This window comes from Pyrobaculum islandicum DSM 4184 (assembly GCF_000015205.1).
Lineage (GTDB): Archaea > Thermoproteota > Thermoprotei > Thermoproteales > Thermoproteaceae > Pyrobaculum > Pyrobaculum islandicum.
The window spans coordinates 151,165-165,541 of the sequence record NC_008701.1 but is presented as its reverse complement, the minus strand read 5'-3'; the positions used below and the strand labels follow the sequence as shown (position 1 = coordinate 165,541).

16 protein-coding genes are annotated in these 14,377 nt (G+C 49.1%); 12 read left to right on the top strand and 4 right to left on the bottom strand.

All coding sequences use genetic code 11. The features are described 5' to 3' along the window. Window positions 1-35: 35 nt before the first annotated feature. On the bottom strand, window positions 36-1,043 hold the full coding sequence (locus tag PISL_RS00890) for a radical SAM protein (RefSeq protein WP_167827587.1): 1,008 nt from the start codon (window positions 1,041-1,043) through the stop codon (window positions 36-38). A gap of 83 nt (window positions 1,044-1,126) precedes the next feature. On the opposite strand from PISL_RS00890, the gene PISL_RS00880 reads away from it, so the two are divergent. The 7 genes from PISL_RS00880 (at window position 1,127) to PISL_RS00850 (ending at window position 7,380) form a co-directional block, all read left to right on the top strand. After that, complete coding sequence (locus PISL_RS00880; protein WP_011761931.1) at window positions 1,127-1,894, top strand: respiratory nitrate reductase subunit gamma; 768 nt, start codon at window positions 1,127-1,129, stop codon at window positions 1,892-1,894. A gap of 37 nt (window positions 1,895-1,931) precedes the next feature. Then, the gene (gene dsrA / locus PISL_RS00875) at window positions 1,932-3,170 is read left to right on the top strand and encodes a dissimilatory-type sulfite reductase subunit alpha (protein ID WP_011761930.1); all 1,239 of its coding nucleotides are present in this window, start codon (window positions 1,932-1,934) and stop codon (window positions 3,168-3,170) included. Continuing rightward, window positions 3,167-4,303, top strand: coding sequence for a dissimilatory-type sulfite reductase subunit beta (gene dsrB / locus PISL_RS00870; protein ID WP_011761929.1), 1,137 nt, complete (start codon window positions 3,167-3,169; stop codon window positions 4,301-4,303). The genes dsrA and dsrB overlap by 4 nt, the downstream gene beginning before the upstream one ends. Continuing rightward, window positions 4,293-4,688, top strand: coding sequence for a glutathione S-transferase (locus PISL_RS00865; protein ID WP_167827586.1), 396 nt, complete (start codon window positions 4,293-4,295; stop codon window positions 4,686-4,688). Before dsrB ends, PISL_RS00865 begins: the two co-directional genes overlap by 11 nt. A gap of 37 nt (window positions 4,689-4,725) precedes the next feature. Further along, window positions 4,726-5,061 carry a TusE/DsrC/DsvC family sulfur relay protein gene (locus PISL_RS00860; RefSeq protein ID WP_011761927.1) on the top strand — a complete coding sequence of 112 codons (336 nt, stop codon included), beginning with the start codon at window positions 4,726-4,728 and terminating at the stop codon, window positions 5,059-5,061. A 183-nt stretch (window positions 5,062-5,244) separates the two neighbouring features. Further along, window positions 5,245-6,648 (top strand): putative sulfate exporter family transporter, encoded by a 1,404-nt coding sequence (locus tag PISL_RS00855; protein WP_011761926.1) that lies wholly within the window; start codon window positions 5,245-5,247, stop codon window positions 6,646-6,648. Window positions 6,649-6,726: 78 nt separating this feature from the next. Continuing rightward, on the top strand, window positions 6,727-7,380 hold the full coding sequence (locus PISL_RS00850) for a peroxiredoxin (protein ID WP_011761925.1): 654 nt from the start codon (window positions 6,727-6,729) through the stop codon (window positions 7,378-7,380). Window positions 7,381-7,612: 232 nt separating this feature from the next. On the opposite strand, the gene PISL_RS00845 is transcribed toward PISL_RS00850, so the two are convergent. The 3 genes from PISL_RS00845 to PISL_RS00835 are packed head-to-tail and all read right to left on the bottom strand — an operon-like array spanning window position 7,613 to window position 9,195. Further along, on the bottom strand, window positions 7,613-8,065 hold the full coding sequence (locus PISL_RS00845; RefSeq protein ID WP_011761924.1) for a hypothetical protein: 453 nt from the start codon (window positions 8,063-8,065) through the stop codon (window positions 7,613-7,615). Window positions 8,066-8,084: 19 nt separating this feature from the next. Beyond that, the gene (locus PISL_RS00840; RefSeq protein ID WP_011761923.1) at window positions 8,085-8,651 is read right to left on the bottom strand and encodes a hypothetical protein; all 567 of its coding nucleotides are present in this window, start codon (window positions 8,649-8,651) and stop codon (window positions 8,085-8,087) included. A 16-nt stretch (window positions 8,652-8,667) separates the two neighbouring features. Beyond that, window positions 8,668-9,195, bottom strand: coding sequence for a hypothetical protein (locus PISL_RS00835; protein WP_011761922.1), 528 nt, complete (start codon window positions 9,193-9,195; stop codon window positions 8,668-8,670). A gap of 170 nt (window positions 9,196-9,365) precedes the next feature. On the opposite strand from PISL_RS00835, the gene PISL_RS00830 reads away from it, so the two are divergent. The 5 genes from PISL_RS00830 (at window position 9,366) to cas6 (ending at window position 14,305) form a co-directional block, all read left to right on the top strand. Beyond that, the gene (locus PISL_RS00830; RefSeq protein ID WP_011761921.1) at window positions 9,366-11,783 is read left to right on the top strand and encodes a molybdopterin-dependent oxidoreductase; all 2,418 of its coding nucleotides are present in this window, start codon (window positions 9,366-9,368) and stop codon (window positions 11,781-11,783) included. Next, window positions 11,780-12,442 carry a 4Fe-4S dicluster domain-containing protein gene (locus tag PISL_RS00825; protein WP_011761920.1) on the top strand — a complete coding sequence of 221 codons (663 nt, stop codon included), beginning with the start codon at window positions 11,780-11,782 and terminating at the stop codon, window positions 12,440-12,442. The genes PISL_RS00830 and PISL_RS00825 overlap by 4 nt, the downstream gene beginning before the upstream one ends. 35 nt (window positions 12,443-12,477) lie before the next feature. Continuing rightward, window positions 12,478-13,185, top strand: a complete 708-nt coding sequence (locus PISL_RS00820; RefSeq protein WP_053240237.1) for a cytochrome b/b6 domain-containing protein — start codon at window positions 12,478-12,480, stop codon at window positions 13,183-13,185. A 238-nt stretch (window positions 13,186-13,423) separates the two neighbouring features. Beyond that, the gene (locus PISL_RS11485; RefSeq protein WP_280531767.1) at window positions 13,424-13,555 is read left to right on the top strand and encodes a hypothetical protein; all 132 of its coding nucleotides are present in this window, start codon (window positions 13,424-13,426) and stop codon (window positions 13,553-13,555) included. A 9-nt stretch (window positions 13,556-13,564) separates the two neighbouring features. Further along, window positions 13,565-14,305 carry a CRISPR system precrRNA processing endoribonuclease RAMP protein Cas6 gene (gene cas6, locus PISL_RS00815; protein WP_053240236.1) on the top strand — a complete coding sequence of 247 codons (741 nt, stop codon included), beginning with the start codon at window positions 13,565-13,567 and terminating at the stop codon, window positions 14,303-14,305. The last annotated feature ends 72 nt before the right edge of the window (window positions 14,306-14,377 follow it).

The window sequence follows — 14,377 nt, the reverse complement described above, 5'->3', positions numbered from 1 at the left end:
ACCAAGAAAGAGTTAAGGGGGACGAGGTGGGCGGGTCACACTCCAAACAGCCTATAGCAAGTCTTACAGACATCTGGAGGCTCGCCTATGGCGCCGACGTCCATGTTGTACTTCCTATATTCAAACCTCGACCTAAACTCCCTTGCCTTTTCCGAGTTCAAGACTTTTCTTAAGCTCTCCATTTTTAAATTTCCCCAACAGGTCCTAGGGATTTTAAAAAGACGTATGTTAAACAACCGGGGAATCTCAGGCCAGGGAAGCCCAAGGTAGACACATGGACATACATCGCCGTCGACAGTTATAAAAACGGCTTTAGTCGGCGTTTCGGGACACTCTGCGAGTTCAAATGGCGCTATGTTATCTGTCACAAAGCCAACCCCCACCTCTCTTGCGATCTGTTGCGCCTCTACAATAGCTCTCTCGACTTCTCTAGGCTTCTCCCACGTGTCTGAAAAAGCTTTTAACGACGCCCCCTCGGTGTTGAATAAATAATTTAAATTACTTACTTTTACCCGGTCTACCCCGAGCCTAGCCGCCATTCTTACAAACCCAGGAAGCTCCCTGTAGTTATCGCCAAGTAGCATATATATGGCCACCACCTCTGGCTTCCCACGCCTGATCCTTAGCAAATATTCTACATTCCTAAAGACTACGTTGAAGTCGTTTCCCTCTCTATATCTGTTGTGAGTTTCGGCTCTAGCCCCGGCGAAGGTAACGGCGAGGATATCTATGGGGATTTCTACAAGAGCGCGAGTCACCTCCTCTCTCAGAAGCGTTCCGTTTGTCGTAATTCCGACATTAGCTATCTTTTTTGCAGAAGCCGCCATTTCTACAAGACGCGGATGTAAAAGCGGCTCGCCCCACCCCTGCAGATGGATATATTCAGCCTCTTCTACCTCGGCGAGAAACCTCTTGTAGAGGTCAAAATCCATGAGCTTCACAGGCCAGAGGCCCCTCTGCCTAAAGTAGGAGACTGGGCAATATACACAGTTGGCGTTACATGCCGTAGAGACCTCAACCTGGTATATACGAGGTTTATACACAACATACTACATCAGCTACAATATCCATTTTGTTACTCAAAAGTGGAAAACAAGATAATAAAAGAGGTGTGTAAAGATATAGTATGCTAGACGCCGTGTTGTTCATAGGCGTCCCATATCTCGCCCTAGTAATACTTATTGTAGGAGTTCTAGCCAAGATAGGCGCCTGGATTTCGCCACGTGGACTAACCTCTCTAGCCTCCGTAGCTGTAGTTTCCTACAACTGGAGCGCAGGAGCTAGAGCTGGAGAGGTGTTAAAACGGATATTGACATTCTACACGCTGAAATACACCAACGACAAGTTGCTCTACTGGGGTGCGCTCCTCTTCCACTGGGGTATATTTCTAACTCTCTTCCTAGGCCACACAGCTCTCTTCTTCTCCCCTGAGCAACTTGCGGCAATGGGCATAGACCCAGCCACTAGAAAAATAATAGCTATAGGCCTAGGGACGCTATTCGGCATTGTGGTAATTATAGGATTAATCTTGCTCTGGGCTAGGCGGCTGACAAAGCCTGAGGTAAAAAGCTTTACCTTCGCCGACGATTGGTTTGCACTAGTCTTAATAACGGCGATAGTACTCGTAGGCCTAGTCAACACCGCCGTCATACATCCACATTATGACAAAACAGTTACGCCGTGGCTACAAAATCTACTGACAGGCAATGTAGCCGCGGCGTTAGAGGCCATAACTAAGGCGGAGCCGCTGGTTAAATTACACATATTCCTCGCAGAAGTGTTAATGATATACGTCCCATTTGGAAAAATGATACACCCATTTACAATATTCTTTGAACCTACAATTACATCCCCACCATATAAAGTATCTGGAAGCGAAGTTATTTTAAAGTAAGTAATAAGGCTTATTTAATACTAGAACATTTTTTCTCATGGCCGCACCCCCAAATCTACCGCCGCCAGACAAATTGCTCGAGATGGCTGAGCAATACCTCAAAGAGCTAGAGAAGGGGCCGTGGCCAAGCCACGTGGCGGAGATGAGGAAAACAGGCTACCCACTCCACGTATATGGCGTTGGTCTAGTCGCTAGAAAAAGCCCGTGGGGGCCTAGCGCGGTAAAGGCAAAGCGTCTAACGGGAGTATTGGCGAGAATTGCTAGAGATTGGGTGCCGAAGGGCGGAGAGGAGGTACACTTCAGAGTCTTCCACACACCGGGGAGGTTTCTACCAACGAGCTACCTAAGGGGAATTATAAAAGTGGCCAGGGAGTATGGAATCGGCCTTGTGGAGGTGGTAGGTCAGACGGGCGCCATGGTGATTAATGTGAAGAGCAAAGAGGTGGGAGACGCCATGATTGAGGCGTTGAGGCAGGTTGGTACAGACGTAGGCGGTAGCGGCGACGCCATTAGAGAGCTGAATACATGCGTAGGCCCCGCCCTCTGTGAGTTTGCGCTCTACGACACTCTGAAGTGGTTTACAGAGTTTAGAAAAGACAAGAAGATCCACGACGCAATTGCAGTGCCGGGGTTCCCCTACAAGTTCAAGATTAAATTCTCGGGGTGCCCCATGGACTGCGGTAGAGCAAACAGAGCAGACCTCGGCTTCATTGGGACTTGGAAGGGCGCCCCCGAGGTAGACCAAGAGCTTCTAAGGAAGAAGATAGAGGCGGGCGAGGCGGACCCCAACGACCTCGTCTCTAAATGCGCCGGCGGGGCGATAAGTTGGGATGCCGAAAAGAAAGAGCTTAAGATAGACGGCTCTAGGTGTAAGAAGTGTATGTACTGTATTAGGAAGGCATATCCAGCCATCAAGCCCGGAAAAGAGAGACGGGTGGCTGTGTTAGTCGGCGGAGGTTCAAAGGGGAGGTATGGTCCTAAGCTCGGCTGGTTTGTGGGGTACTTGAAGCCAGACGAGGTGCAGAAAGGCATCGAGTTGGTGTTTAAAGTTATTGAGCCGTGGGATAAGGAGGCGCAGGCCAAGGTACGTATAGGCGACTACATCCTCATGACGGGGCTCTACCAATTCATAGAGAAGGCAGGTATACAGCTAGAGGACACTCCGAAGCTTGTCGAAAAGTTGCCAGACAATGTGCCGTACCGCGTCTTGCCGGAGGAGGAGCGTAAGAAATATGCCCAGTTTGCAGAAGAACTAAGACGGGCGGTGGGGATATGAGCGCGATACAGTTAAACATACCCAACGAGCTTGACAAGTTCTTGCCAGATATAGTCAAGCGGAACTACGGCAAGTGGAAAGAGAGGAAGTTCCACGGCCCCGGCATTATAGAGCACATCTCCGAGACAGGCGAGAGAGTATTCACTGTGAAAGCGGCTCTGCCGCCTAACGCCAGAGTTAGCGTGGATACGTTGGAGAAGTTTGCTGATATCGCCGACAAACTGGGCGTGGGCGCCCTGCGTATAACTATTGCGGGTAACGTCGAGTTTATCACAGACTCGCTTGATAAAGCGCTGAAGATTAAGGAAGAGCTGGAGAAGTTGGGCTTCCCAGTGGGAGGCTGGGGAGGGGCGCTGTGGGGCATCAATACATGTACTGCGTTTCTCACATGTCAAATTGCGGTGATAGATGCGCCGAGTATTGGCAAGGCGCTTGGAGACGCCCTCAAGCCCTACTTCACGGGCGAGGAGAAGCTTCCCGCAAAGCTGAGGGTCTTCATATCTGGCTGTCCTTCGGGTTGTGCAGGAGGCACCGCTATTGACATAGCAATTGTCGGCATGTGGGGCGCCCCGCCCAAGATAAGAGAGGAGGTACTACCGCTGTGTATGCCGCCTCCCAAAGCCCTTGCTAAAATACCAGAGAGCCAAGTCTTCCTAGTGCAAGTATGTCCAACCGGCGCGTTAACGCTAAGGAGAGAGGGGGAAAAGATAAAGCTTGTATTAGTGGGCGAGAAGTGTATCAACTGCGGCCGTTGTAAGGACAACTGCGACGCGTTTGACTACGACCCGAAGGACGTAGGCGCGGCCATATTGATAGGCGGCAAGATGGCGAACACAGGCGTCGGGCCTAGACTCGCTAGAGTACTTATACCGTGGATTCCTGCAAATCCGCCGAGATATGAGGAAATAGTCGCAGTGGTGAAAAAGGTTATCGATGTGTGGAAGACGCATGGCAAACCTGGAGAGAGACTTGCAGACTTTGTCGAGAGAATAGGCTGGGCAAAGTTCGTCGAGTTAGTGGGTGCGCCGAAAATGGCGGCGCAGTATCTATGGTGGCCAGACGCCGCAAGAACCTATTTGACATACAGGGCCAGGGGCGAGGTTATATTCAAAGGATTCAGAGATGCGCCATAGGGAGATACCACCTGGAACACTACCCTTTTTCCTTGCCTACCAGACAGAAAATAGAGAGTTTTTTCACATTCCCCAATTCAAGATGTATATAATTTCAGACCTTTCCCCCTCCTCGTACACGCTCAGTTTTATATGGTACGGAGTGAAGATACAGGGAGAGAAAGAGACCGCTATAGAGTTTACTGTAGATAATATACCGTGGGTTGGTAGAAAGACTAAGTTTGTACTTGTGCTCTTCCCCACAGAGGGGGGTTACCTACCGCTTCTCCGTGTTGAAATACCACCGGGAGATGCCATGTTTCACTGGGACCGCATAGCTTATGCAATACTACAGGAGAGACTACACGATCTCTTAGGCGACGGCTATATAGTTTCTCAGATTTAAGTAACTAAATTTTTTATTTCGTATAGTGATAAACGACATGCCAGTAAAATGTCCAGGGGAGTATAAAGTAGACGACGTAACAATAATATTAGACGAAGAATGTTTCCTATCAAATCCCGAGGTGTGGAATGAAAAAGTTGCCGAGTGGATGGCGCGGGAGCTTGAGGGCATACAGAAGATGACCGAGGACCACTGGAAGGTAGTTAAGTACCTTAGAGAGTATTGGGAGACCTACGGCGTGTGTCCACCTATAAAGATGTTGCTAAAAGAGACGGGATTTACCCTTGAGCAGATCTACCAGCTATTTCCCTCGGGGCCTGCCAACGGCGCTTGTAAAGTAGCAGGAGCGCCAAAGCCAACAGGCTGCGTCTAATCAAAACTTCTCTTACAACCGTTAACTAGAACGGTTTTTGAAGATATAACCTATATAATGTAATATGTACTCTACTCTGTTCAACATGTATATGGTGTGTACAATTTGTATTTGTAAAGTTCATTTATCTATTACAGAGAGTTGGATAATAAATTACTTAATTTTATCATTTAGGTTTGATTCATGTCGCAACCAAGAAAGATAGACTGGTCCTCTCTATATAAGAAGGAGGATTGGTGGGCGTTGTGGCTAGGGCTGGCGCTCTTTTTCTATGCGTTTATAGGTTTCTACGCGTATAGAGACGCCCTGGGTTGGGTGCCGATGTGGAAAGTCTGGACAGATATCTCGTCGCCTGTGGCTGTGCCTAACCCCAAGATGGTGTTTGGCTCGCCGTGGGTAAACCTCATAGTGGCTTGGATAGTGTTGATGTTGTTATTAATGGGCCCTGCCAAGCTAATTGGCATAAAGCCCTCGGACTGGGTAAGGGGCTTCACTGTGATTTACTGGCTGTGGTGGATATGTGCAATAATTACAGGTTACAAACCTATCGCCAGCGTAGTGACTACTGAATTCGCTTTTACACTGGCGTTGTTTATAGGCATCTTAATTGGCAACTTGCCCAAGTTACCACAGTGGCTGTTAGGGTCGGCGAGGGGCGAGTGGTTTATAAAAACTGCAATTGTCCTCCTGGGTGCTAAGATCCTTTTCACAGACTGGATTAGATACGGCGGCTCAGTTCTTACAATGGTCCTAATAGGGTTCCCCCTGTTTATGTTATTGGCCTTCCCCATATTTAGACTCTTCACAAAGAACACAGACTTAAGCGTTGTTTCAGCTGTCGGCGTTGGCGTCTGTGGAGTCTCTGCCTCAATAGCAGCGGCGGGCGCCATAGGGGCGCCTGCCATATACCCCACGATGGTCTCCGCTGCCATACTTATCTACGCTGCCGTCGAGTTGATAATACTGCCCTGGGTTGCGATAAGTCTTGTTAAATCTGGTGTAATATCGGAAGCTGCCGCAGGCGCTTGGATGGGCCTATCTGTGAAGACTGACGGTGCGGCGGCCGCTTCGGCAGAAATTATCGCAAGAGGTATAGGCTCAGACACGCCGCTTAAAATAGGCGTAATGAGCAAAGTGCTTATCGACATCTGGATCGGCGTGATAGCCTTTGTGCTTGCGCTAATTTGGGTATTCCTAGTCGAGCCTAGACGCGCCGCAGCGGCAACACAGAGGAAGCCGTCGCCGCTGGAGCTGTGGTTTAGATTCCCCAAGTTCGTCCTGGGGTACTTCTTCACTAGCCTCGTGGCCTCAGCGCTTATCTTAAGCCTTGCGGGCTCTGTATATGCAAAAGCGGCGAATCCCGTCGATGAGGCCACAAAAGCTGTTGTCCCCATATTGGTAGGCGGCGGCACCGACCCGTTTAGAGTTCTGCTCTTCGGCCTCACATTTGTAGCTATTGGAATAAACACACGCTTCTCGCTGATGAAGCAGTATAAGGTGTGGAACCTCTTCATAGCCTACGGCATAGCGTTACTTGTAATAATAGGCGTTGCCTACCTCCTAGCCACCGCCTTCTTCCCCAAATAACCCCACTTTTTTCAATACCTTTTTCCAATTACACATAAACAAGTAAGTTATGTTAAAATATGTTAAAAGAAACTAGCTATGCCAGAAGTAAAAGGCCCGTATCTGGGGATGAAAATTCCGGAGGATCTATGTTTCGATACAGACGCCGGGAGGAGGTGTTTCCGTGACTACAAGGGCAGGTGGCTGTTGTTGTTTAGCCACCCCGGCGACTTCAGACCGGTCTGTACGACAGAGTTTATTGCCTTTGCAAAGAAATATGAGGAGTTTAAGAAGAGGGGGGTCGAGCTACTTGGCCTTAGTGTAGACACCGTCTATAGCCATGTAGAGTGGAAGAGACAGATAAAACAGCTGTGGGGTGTCGAGATTCCATTTCCAATAATCTCCGACGTGCCAGATTTCCAAGTAGCAAATTTGTTTAACTCAATTCCACCAGGCACAACAGCCACCGTAAGAATGGTGGCGTTAATAGACCCAGAGCTAAAGCTAGTTTGGTTCGCCCTATATCCACTTGCAGTTGGTAGAGGCGTCGACGAAATATTACGTGTAATTGACGCAATACAATTTAACTATAAACATGGCTATCTGGCGCCTGTCGATTGGAGGCCAGGCGACCCAGTAATAGTCCCACCGCCTCAAAGATACGAGGGCGCTGAGAAGAGACTAAAGGAGACCGGAATTGAGTGCAAGACCTGGTGGTTCTGTACGAAGAAGTATGAAGAAGTAGTGGGATAGTTTTCTACTTCACGACTATAGGAAGAGTTTTTACGTTTTAACGACTTTTTAAGTTATGAAAGTTTTCAGAACAATTCTACGGCTGAAATTATATTTTATGGATGGAGGGGCGAGAAGCAGTAGCGGGATAGAGATATTGGCGCTATCAACTATATAGTTCTTTTTAAGTCTCTGTTGTTTTTACCGACTCCCCAAAGGGTTCTTTGGATTGTCTTAAATTCTTTAGCGTCATTTACTTGGTATATTCGGGAACGTTGTCTAAGAAAACCATATCTCCCTCTACTCTAACTTTGTATCCAATGCCCTCTAGTACACCCCTTAATGTTTCTCTAATTGTTGCATTGTTAACACGGAAGGCGTTCGGCCCTACTCTATTTGCATGAAATACCTTAGGCCCGACTCTTGTTAGTATTTCGAGAAACTCCTCTGGGCTGTAGTAGGCTCTTAGGAGGACTCCAGCCTCTTTGCCAACTTCATAGCCGCCTCGGCCAAGGCCTAGGCTTCTCGCTAGGCGACATATGTGAACCATATCTATGGGGTCTACGCCGTGGTTTATTGAATCTACTGCGGCTTGTATTATAAACTCCAATACTTCGCTAGGTTTTCTCCCCAAGTTTTTCACTGCGCGGTAGAATTCTTCGGCTAAGTCTTTCCTGAGTGCAAGACGTGAATATTCTCTAACCATGTCAGAAATTGTACAGAGGTTATAATGTTTTTCCCGGACATTCTACTTCTGCAGCAATTACTGGATTATATTGTGTCTTTGTTACACATCCAAACTGCTTGATTACCTCTTCGGCGAAGCGGGCGAGACACCTAGCTGAAAGGGGGCCGGCTGGTGCAAAATATATTCTCCAAACATTGCCTGTTTTATTAATTGTAAAACGAGTGGTGGGAAATTGTGCAAAGAGAAGAGACGCTACTCTTACAAATTCGTTAAAGTTTTTAAACTCGGAGAGGAGAGTTTTGCCAAATTTCTCCCCAATTTCTTTCAGATAGTGTTCTATCTCAGGGTTGTTACAGATATCCCACTTTTTAGCTAGAAGTTCGAGGAAGGAAAGGGGGACTGGCACTACGTCAAATGCTATTATTTTTTCAAGTAGTTTATACATCTCAAGAGCGTTTACCGGTGTTACACCTCGTTTCATCAACTCTATAGCTAATTTAAGAGAGTCTGTAGCTAGTCTAACAACCGAAAATCCGTGGCTTTTTGCTAGAGACGCCACTTCTCTAGCTACATCTCCCTCTACTGGTACTGTAGATCTAGACACAATTAGGAAAAAGTTATTATTTATATCTACTACAGCTGTGGTGTGTCCCTTCTGGAAACTTTAGTAGCGGTTTTATCGTCTCTTCTACCGCGGAAGGTAGCCTCAGACGGTCGAGCTGAGTTATTATATAGGCTTGGCTGGCAACCCAGTTGCATATATATGCTTCTCTTATAGTAAAGCCCAGCTTCCGTATTGCGGCCCCAAGCGCGGCTAGGTAAAACGTTGCGGTTGTGTCGTCTATCCCTATCCCCCAGATCTTTCTAACTGCGTCAAGCCAGCGGGGGTCTTCCTCTTCTACAAGGAGAGCTATGGCTCCCTTCACTGTGGCTTGGTAGCCTCTGCCTGCCGGGAGGATCAAGCGATTTTTGGCGAGGGCATAGACGGCGCGGTAGACGGCAGAAGTGCTTAACTCCACCTCTTTTGCCACGGCGTATGGGGTAAGCGGCTTGGGCCAACGCTCTACGTATCTCTTCAGCACGGGGCGCCACCCATCCGGCAGAGGGGGCATGAGGTCTTGCCAAAAATATCTAATAAGTCCAAGCATAGGTTAATTTAGCTCTTTATATAAATTCTTTTCGTTTATACGTATTGTACAGTTTTTATATCTCTTGTACTCTTTATTTATATTTTGTAATTGATGTATAACTTATGTACAATATTCTTTCGGATATAAAAGTAATAAATTTTTTAAAACTATGACAACCCTCTTTTCCAATGTCGACTAATAGGCGCGACTTTATAAAACTCTCTGCGACAACTTTAATTACAACTTCTACACTTGGCGTATTTACATATGGAAGTATACATGAGACAACTAGCTCGTTGACTTTTGAAAAAGTGGTTCCCGTTATGTGTGGGGCATGTGGCGCAGGTTGTGGTCTCTTATATATAGAGCGGGGGGGCCGCCGTTATTTATTACCCAACTCTGGACACCCATCGCCTGGCCTATGCGCAAGAGCGGCTTCGGCACTTCAGATGTGGAACCACCCCCTCCGTCTCAAGAGGCCTTTGAAACGTGTCGAGAGCGGCTTCGTGGAGGTCGACTGGGACACGGCCTTGAACGAAATCGCGGCGAAGCTTAAGGACATCGTTTCGAAGTACGGCCCCGAGAGCGTGGTCATCACGAGACACGACGTCCACTCCTGGTTCCTCCCACTCTTCGCCGCGTTGATCGGAACGCCGAATCTCATAGGCCACGAGGGGACGTGTCACTCCGCCTCGACGGCGGCGAGAAGGGCTGTGTTAGGTGCGAGCGGGCCTCCGACGGTAGATCCCGATTATGGAAATGTAAAATATCTAGTGTTGCTAGGCCGTGTTTTAGATGCAGCTATGGGACATGTGAGGAGTTTAGCCAAGGCTAGAGAGAGGGGGGCAAAGATCGTTGTTATAGATCCTAGAGCTCCTAACATTGCCTTTGGCGCTGTGGAATGGGTGCCGATTATTCCTGGGACCGATGCTGTTTTTCTAGCCTCTATGGCCTATGTGATAATTTCAAAGAAGTTGTATGATGTAGAATTTCTTAAGTTTTATACGAACGCGCCTATGTTAATAAAGCCAGATGGCAAACCTCTGGGAGGCAAGGAGATAGGTGTTGAGGCAGACTACGTCGTGTGGGATAACGCGACACAAGCACTGGCGCCGCTTGGAAAAGCAAAGGACCCCGCTCTTGAGCTTACAGACGAGGTAAGACAGAGGCTAGGCGGGGCTAAGACCGTCTTCGAGCTGTTTAGAGAACGTGTTTCTAAATACCCGCCCGAGAAGGCTTCTGAAATTACAGGAGTGTCGGCTGAGATAATTACTAAAATTGCAGAAGAGTTTGCAAAAAACAAGGGCGTTATTGAAGATGGATGGTATACCTCAAGAAATGGCAATGAATTTGATACATACCGCCTAGTCCTCATCTTAAACGCCTTAGTTGGCAACATAGATAAACAAGGCGGCCTTTGTTTCCAAGAGTCAGCTAAGTACCCAAATGTGTGTGACCCCGTGGGACCTGACATTGTGACAGTTACCGGCATGAAAATACCTAGGCCGACTGCCAAGAGAATAGATACATCAAAATACCCGCTAGCTGTTTCGACGTTTAACGCAGTGTATGACGCAATTTTAGCTGGAGAGAATATAAAGGCGCTGTTTATAGTTGGGACCGCCCCTCTACAGAGAGATACCAACTACCAGAGGGCGGTGGAGGCGTTAAAGAAATTGGAGCTGGTAGTTGCGATCGACATCTTTCCGCATGACCATGTGGACTACGCCCACTACATCCTCCCCGATCTTATGTTTCTAGAGAGGGAGGAGGTGGCGGTCGTTAAGTGGACTCTCCACGCTGCTATCCAGATGTCACATAAGGCTCTCGACCCGCCGCCGGGCGTAGACGCCAGACATGCTCCATGGATCTTGATGGAGATCGTGAGAAGGGCCTTCCCGGAGAGGGCTAAGCTTGTTGGCTACGACGAGAGATATGCCGACCCCCACGCCTTTGAGGAGTGGGAGAGACAGCTGGTGGAAGCCGCACTGAAGAAGGTGGCCGACGCGTTTAAGATGCCGCTGGACGAGATCAAGCGGCAACTAGAGGAGAAGGGGTTCGTGGTACTGAAGCGCAAGGAGTACGGCGTTAGGCCCTACAAGACGAAGCTCGGCACGCCCACTGGCTTGGTGGAGATATACTCTCTCACTGCGCTTAAATACGGCCTCGACCCGCTCCCCGACTATAGACCTCCGCTGTATACCCCGCCGAAAGCTCCCAACGAGTTCTACCTAGTCAACGGGAAGGACCAGGTGGTTTCTGCACACTTCGCCTTTACGCCAAACGCCAGGTTCCTCGCCGATAGATCTGTCTGGATGAATCCAAAAGATGCGGAACGTCTGGGTATAAGAGACGGCGATGTGGTAGAGCTCGAGGGTATCGACACAGGTTTTAAAGCTGTGGCTAGAGTCAAAGTGACAAATAGAGTTAGGGAGGGGGTTCTCTTCACGTATTCCTTCATAGGAGGCAGGAGATCTGGCTTTATTAACGGCGACTTCGCTTGGCTGAGGGAGGGCGTTAACCCGCAGTGGTTCGCCACTGGGAAGATAGAGCCGGTGGTTGGGTCCGCCCCCACCAACGCCACGGTTAGGGTGAGGAGGCTATGACGCGGCTAGTCCTCCTCTGGGATCGCTCAAGATGTGTAGCTTGTGGCGCTTGTGTTGCAGCATGTAATGCAGCTAATTATAATAGTAGCGGCGAAATGAATAAAGTATGGGGGTGGCTTAAAAGCGATATTAAAATGGTCGAAGTTAAATCAGGGCCTAAACCAACGTTATATCTTGTCTATTGTCAACACTGCGATAAGCCGTATTGCGTTGCAACATGTCCTACAAATGCTCTGTATAAAGATAGAGATGGCTTAGTAAAACTACGGGAGAGCTCTTGTATAGGCTGTAGATACTGTTTAGCCGCTTGTCCATATGGAGCGGTGTGGTGGGATGAGAAAAATAACAAACCTGCGAAGTGTATGGGGTCTGAATGTTTAAGAAGAGTATCAGAGGGGTTAAGACCTGTATGTGTAGAGGTCTGTCCCTCCGGCGCGTTGGTATTTGGAGATATAGAGAGTCCCTCTAGTGAGGTATCACAGAAATTTACTAAGGGAGAATACATTAAGCCGCCAGAAGACGAGGGGACAAAAGCCGTTATAGAGACGAGAAGTACGTTAAAATCATTAACTACAGCAGGAGGCGCTGCGCTTGCTGGCGTTCTTGCTGTTTTGGGTTTTGTTGCTTGGCGTCGGGCGAGGGTAGAAGAGAAAAAATAATAGAAAAGTTTTTAAACTTCTACTTAGTTTTATACATGGATAGAGTGGAGGTTGTAAGTATTGGGTATAGGGTTGCCCACCAGTGGAATTTGTTGTTGTTTACTGTGTTGGCGATTACTGGCGGCGCTCTATTTGCCATAGAGGTTTTGGCCCCCCTGGTGTACGCGGTGGGCGCCCCTCTGGCGGCGGCGGTGGGCACAGACGCCGTTACAGCCGGCGTGCAGTTGTTTAGAATTGCCCACAGATTTCTAGGGCATATATGGGGGGCGTTGCTCTTGGTGTACGCCGTCAATCTACTCCTCTTTAAGAAGGTGAGGATTTTTGACGCCTTCCGCAAGCCGCTTGGCCAACAGATTAGGGAAGCTAAGGCGTTGGCTGGGCACTACCTCTTCGGCAAGCCGCTTCCCGAGGACGTCAAGGCGTCTATGGAGAGACACAACGTGTTTGTTGCCTACATGGCGCTTGTGCTTATCGCGTCGGTAGTACTCCTCTCTATTAGCGGCGTGGCGCTTGTCTATAGAGACGCCCTAGGCCTATCTCTAGCGGAGGCGAGACTTATGCTGTTGCTACACGACGTCGGCTTCGCCCTAGGGCTACTCTTCGTAGCGCTTCACATATTCGCCGTACTACACCCCACAAACAGACCACTACTCAACGCCATGTTCAGCGACGGAACCATCCCACTAGACTGGGCAAAAACACACATGCCAAACTACTTAAGAAGACGTGGAATCGCTGTGTAAATAATCACTTTTTCCTATGTTTTAATAACGTGCCCCGCCTTTTAGGCGGGGTTTCTCCTCACGCCTCTCTTCATTGAGGGCCAAGTCTCTTCCACGACTTCACGTCCGAGCTCCGGCCGGCCCTCTCTAAGACATCGCTCATTTAATCAACACGCGGAATTAGCAGAGTGAAGCAAGTTCTACTGTAGAGGTGTGTCCCGTCGGCGAAATCAACGATCAGTCTCGCGGAGACTGGTATGTGGCAAAGGCTACTGGAGGTCAAGGGCCTAAGTACTTTGTGGACGGTGACATATTGGAAAGAACAAAGAAGGAGGTGGAGAGGTGGAGAAGCCTTATCGTCGGTGAAATGATTGTTTTAAATATGGGCTAGAGAGTTTCCGTGGTTGTATTAGTTTCGGTGAGGGCAAGGGGGGCAACCCCATGTCTTCTCACGGGTTGGTCGGGGTCGCTGGTGTACAACTTTTTTCTCACAGCTCTACGGAGGGTGGCAGAGCCTAAAGGGAGGGTCTTCGCCCACCCCCTCTACCACGGCGGCGCGCCCGTCCTCTCGGGGCTGAACGGGTCGCAGAAGGCCTTCGAGCCGGGGGCCGCCTTTGAGCTCAGGGCTCTGCTCTTGGAACACGACGCCCGGCTCCTCTTGGACTCTCTAGCCGCCGAGCCGAGGGTGGAGGTGGGCTGTGTGCTTGAGGTCTCGGGCATCGACATAGTCCCCGCCGACGGGAAGCTGGAGGAGAGACATGGCATGGCGGTGGTTGAGCTGGTGTTTTACCCCACCGTCTTCATGTTCCACGGGAGAGACGTCCTTTACCCCTCTCCCCAGAGACTTGCCTACAGCCTGGCCAAAACCTACTACCAACTCTATGGCGTCAGCCTAAAGGAGTTGGCGGACCGGGCCCCCACGGCGCTTGAGCTCGTCGGCATGCGCATCAAGACTGGGTGGCTTAACATCGGTGAGGCGAGGAAGGTACCTGTGTTCTATGGCAGAGCCCGTCTGGCTATATATGGCGATGTGGGGATGTGGCTATCTCTGTTGAAGCTCGGCGAGTTAACTGGCGTCGGGATTTCAAGAGCCATCGGCCTTGGAAAATACAGGATAGAAAAAGTCGAAATTCTCATATAGAGCTGTGTATAAGCTTTTTAAAGTTTGTAAACTTATGTGGTAGAACTCGCCAAGCCTTGGCAGAATGCAGAG

What these genes read in the sequence shown, in the direction of transcription:
- PISL_RS00880 (WP_011761931.1), top strand. Translation starts at nt 1,127, where the DNA reads ATGCTAGACGCCGTGTTGTTCATAGGCGTCCCATATCTCGCCCTAGTA.
- dsrA (WP_011761930.1), top strand. Translation starts at nt 1,932, where the DNA reads ATGGCCGCACCCCCAAATCTACCGCCGCCAGACAAATTGCTCGAGATG.
- dsrB (WP_011761929.1), top strand. Translation starts at nt 3,167, where the DNA reads ATGAGCGCGATACAGTTAAACATACCCAACGAGCTTGACAAGTTCTTG.
- PISL_RS00865 (WP_167827586.1), top strand. Translation starts at nt 4,293, where the DNA reads ATGCGCCATAGGGAGATACCACCTGGAACACTACCCTTTTTCCTTGCC.
- PISL_RS00860 (WP_011761927.1), top strand. Translation starts at nt 4,726, where the DNA reads ATGCCAGTAAAATGTCCAGGGGAGTATAAAGTAGACGACGTAACAATA.
- PISL_RS00855 (WP_011761926.1), top strand. Translation starts at nt 5,245, where the DNA reads ATGTCGCAACCAAGAAAGATAGACTGGTCCTCTCTATATAAGAAGGAG.
- PISL_RS00850 (WP_011761925.1), top strand. Translation starts at nt 6,727, where the DNA reads ATGCCAGAAGTAAAAGGCCCGTATCTGGGGATGAAAATTCCGGAGGAT.
- PISL_RS00845 (WP_011761924.1), bottom strand. Translation starts at nt 8,065, where the DNA reads ATGGTTAGAGAATATTCACGTCTTGCACTCAGGAAAGACTTAGCCGAA.
- PISL_RS00835 (WP_011761922.1), bottom strand. Translation starts at nt 9,195, where the DNA reads ATGCTTGGACTTATTAGATATTTTTGGCAAGACCTCATGCCCCCTCTG.
- PISL_RS00830 (WP_011761921.1), top strand. Translation starts at nt 9,366, where the DNA reads ATGTCGACTAATAGGCGCGACTTTATAAAACTCTCTGCGACAACTTTA.
- PISL_RS00825 (WP_011761920.1), top strand. Translation starts at nt 11,780, where the DNA reads ATGACGCGGCTAGTCCTCCTCTGGGATCGCTCAAGATGTGTAGCTTGT.
- PISL_RS00820 (WP_053240237.1), top strand. Translation starts at nt 12,478, where the DNA reads ATGGATAGAGTGGAGGTTGTAAGTATTGGGTATAGGGTTGCCCACCAG.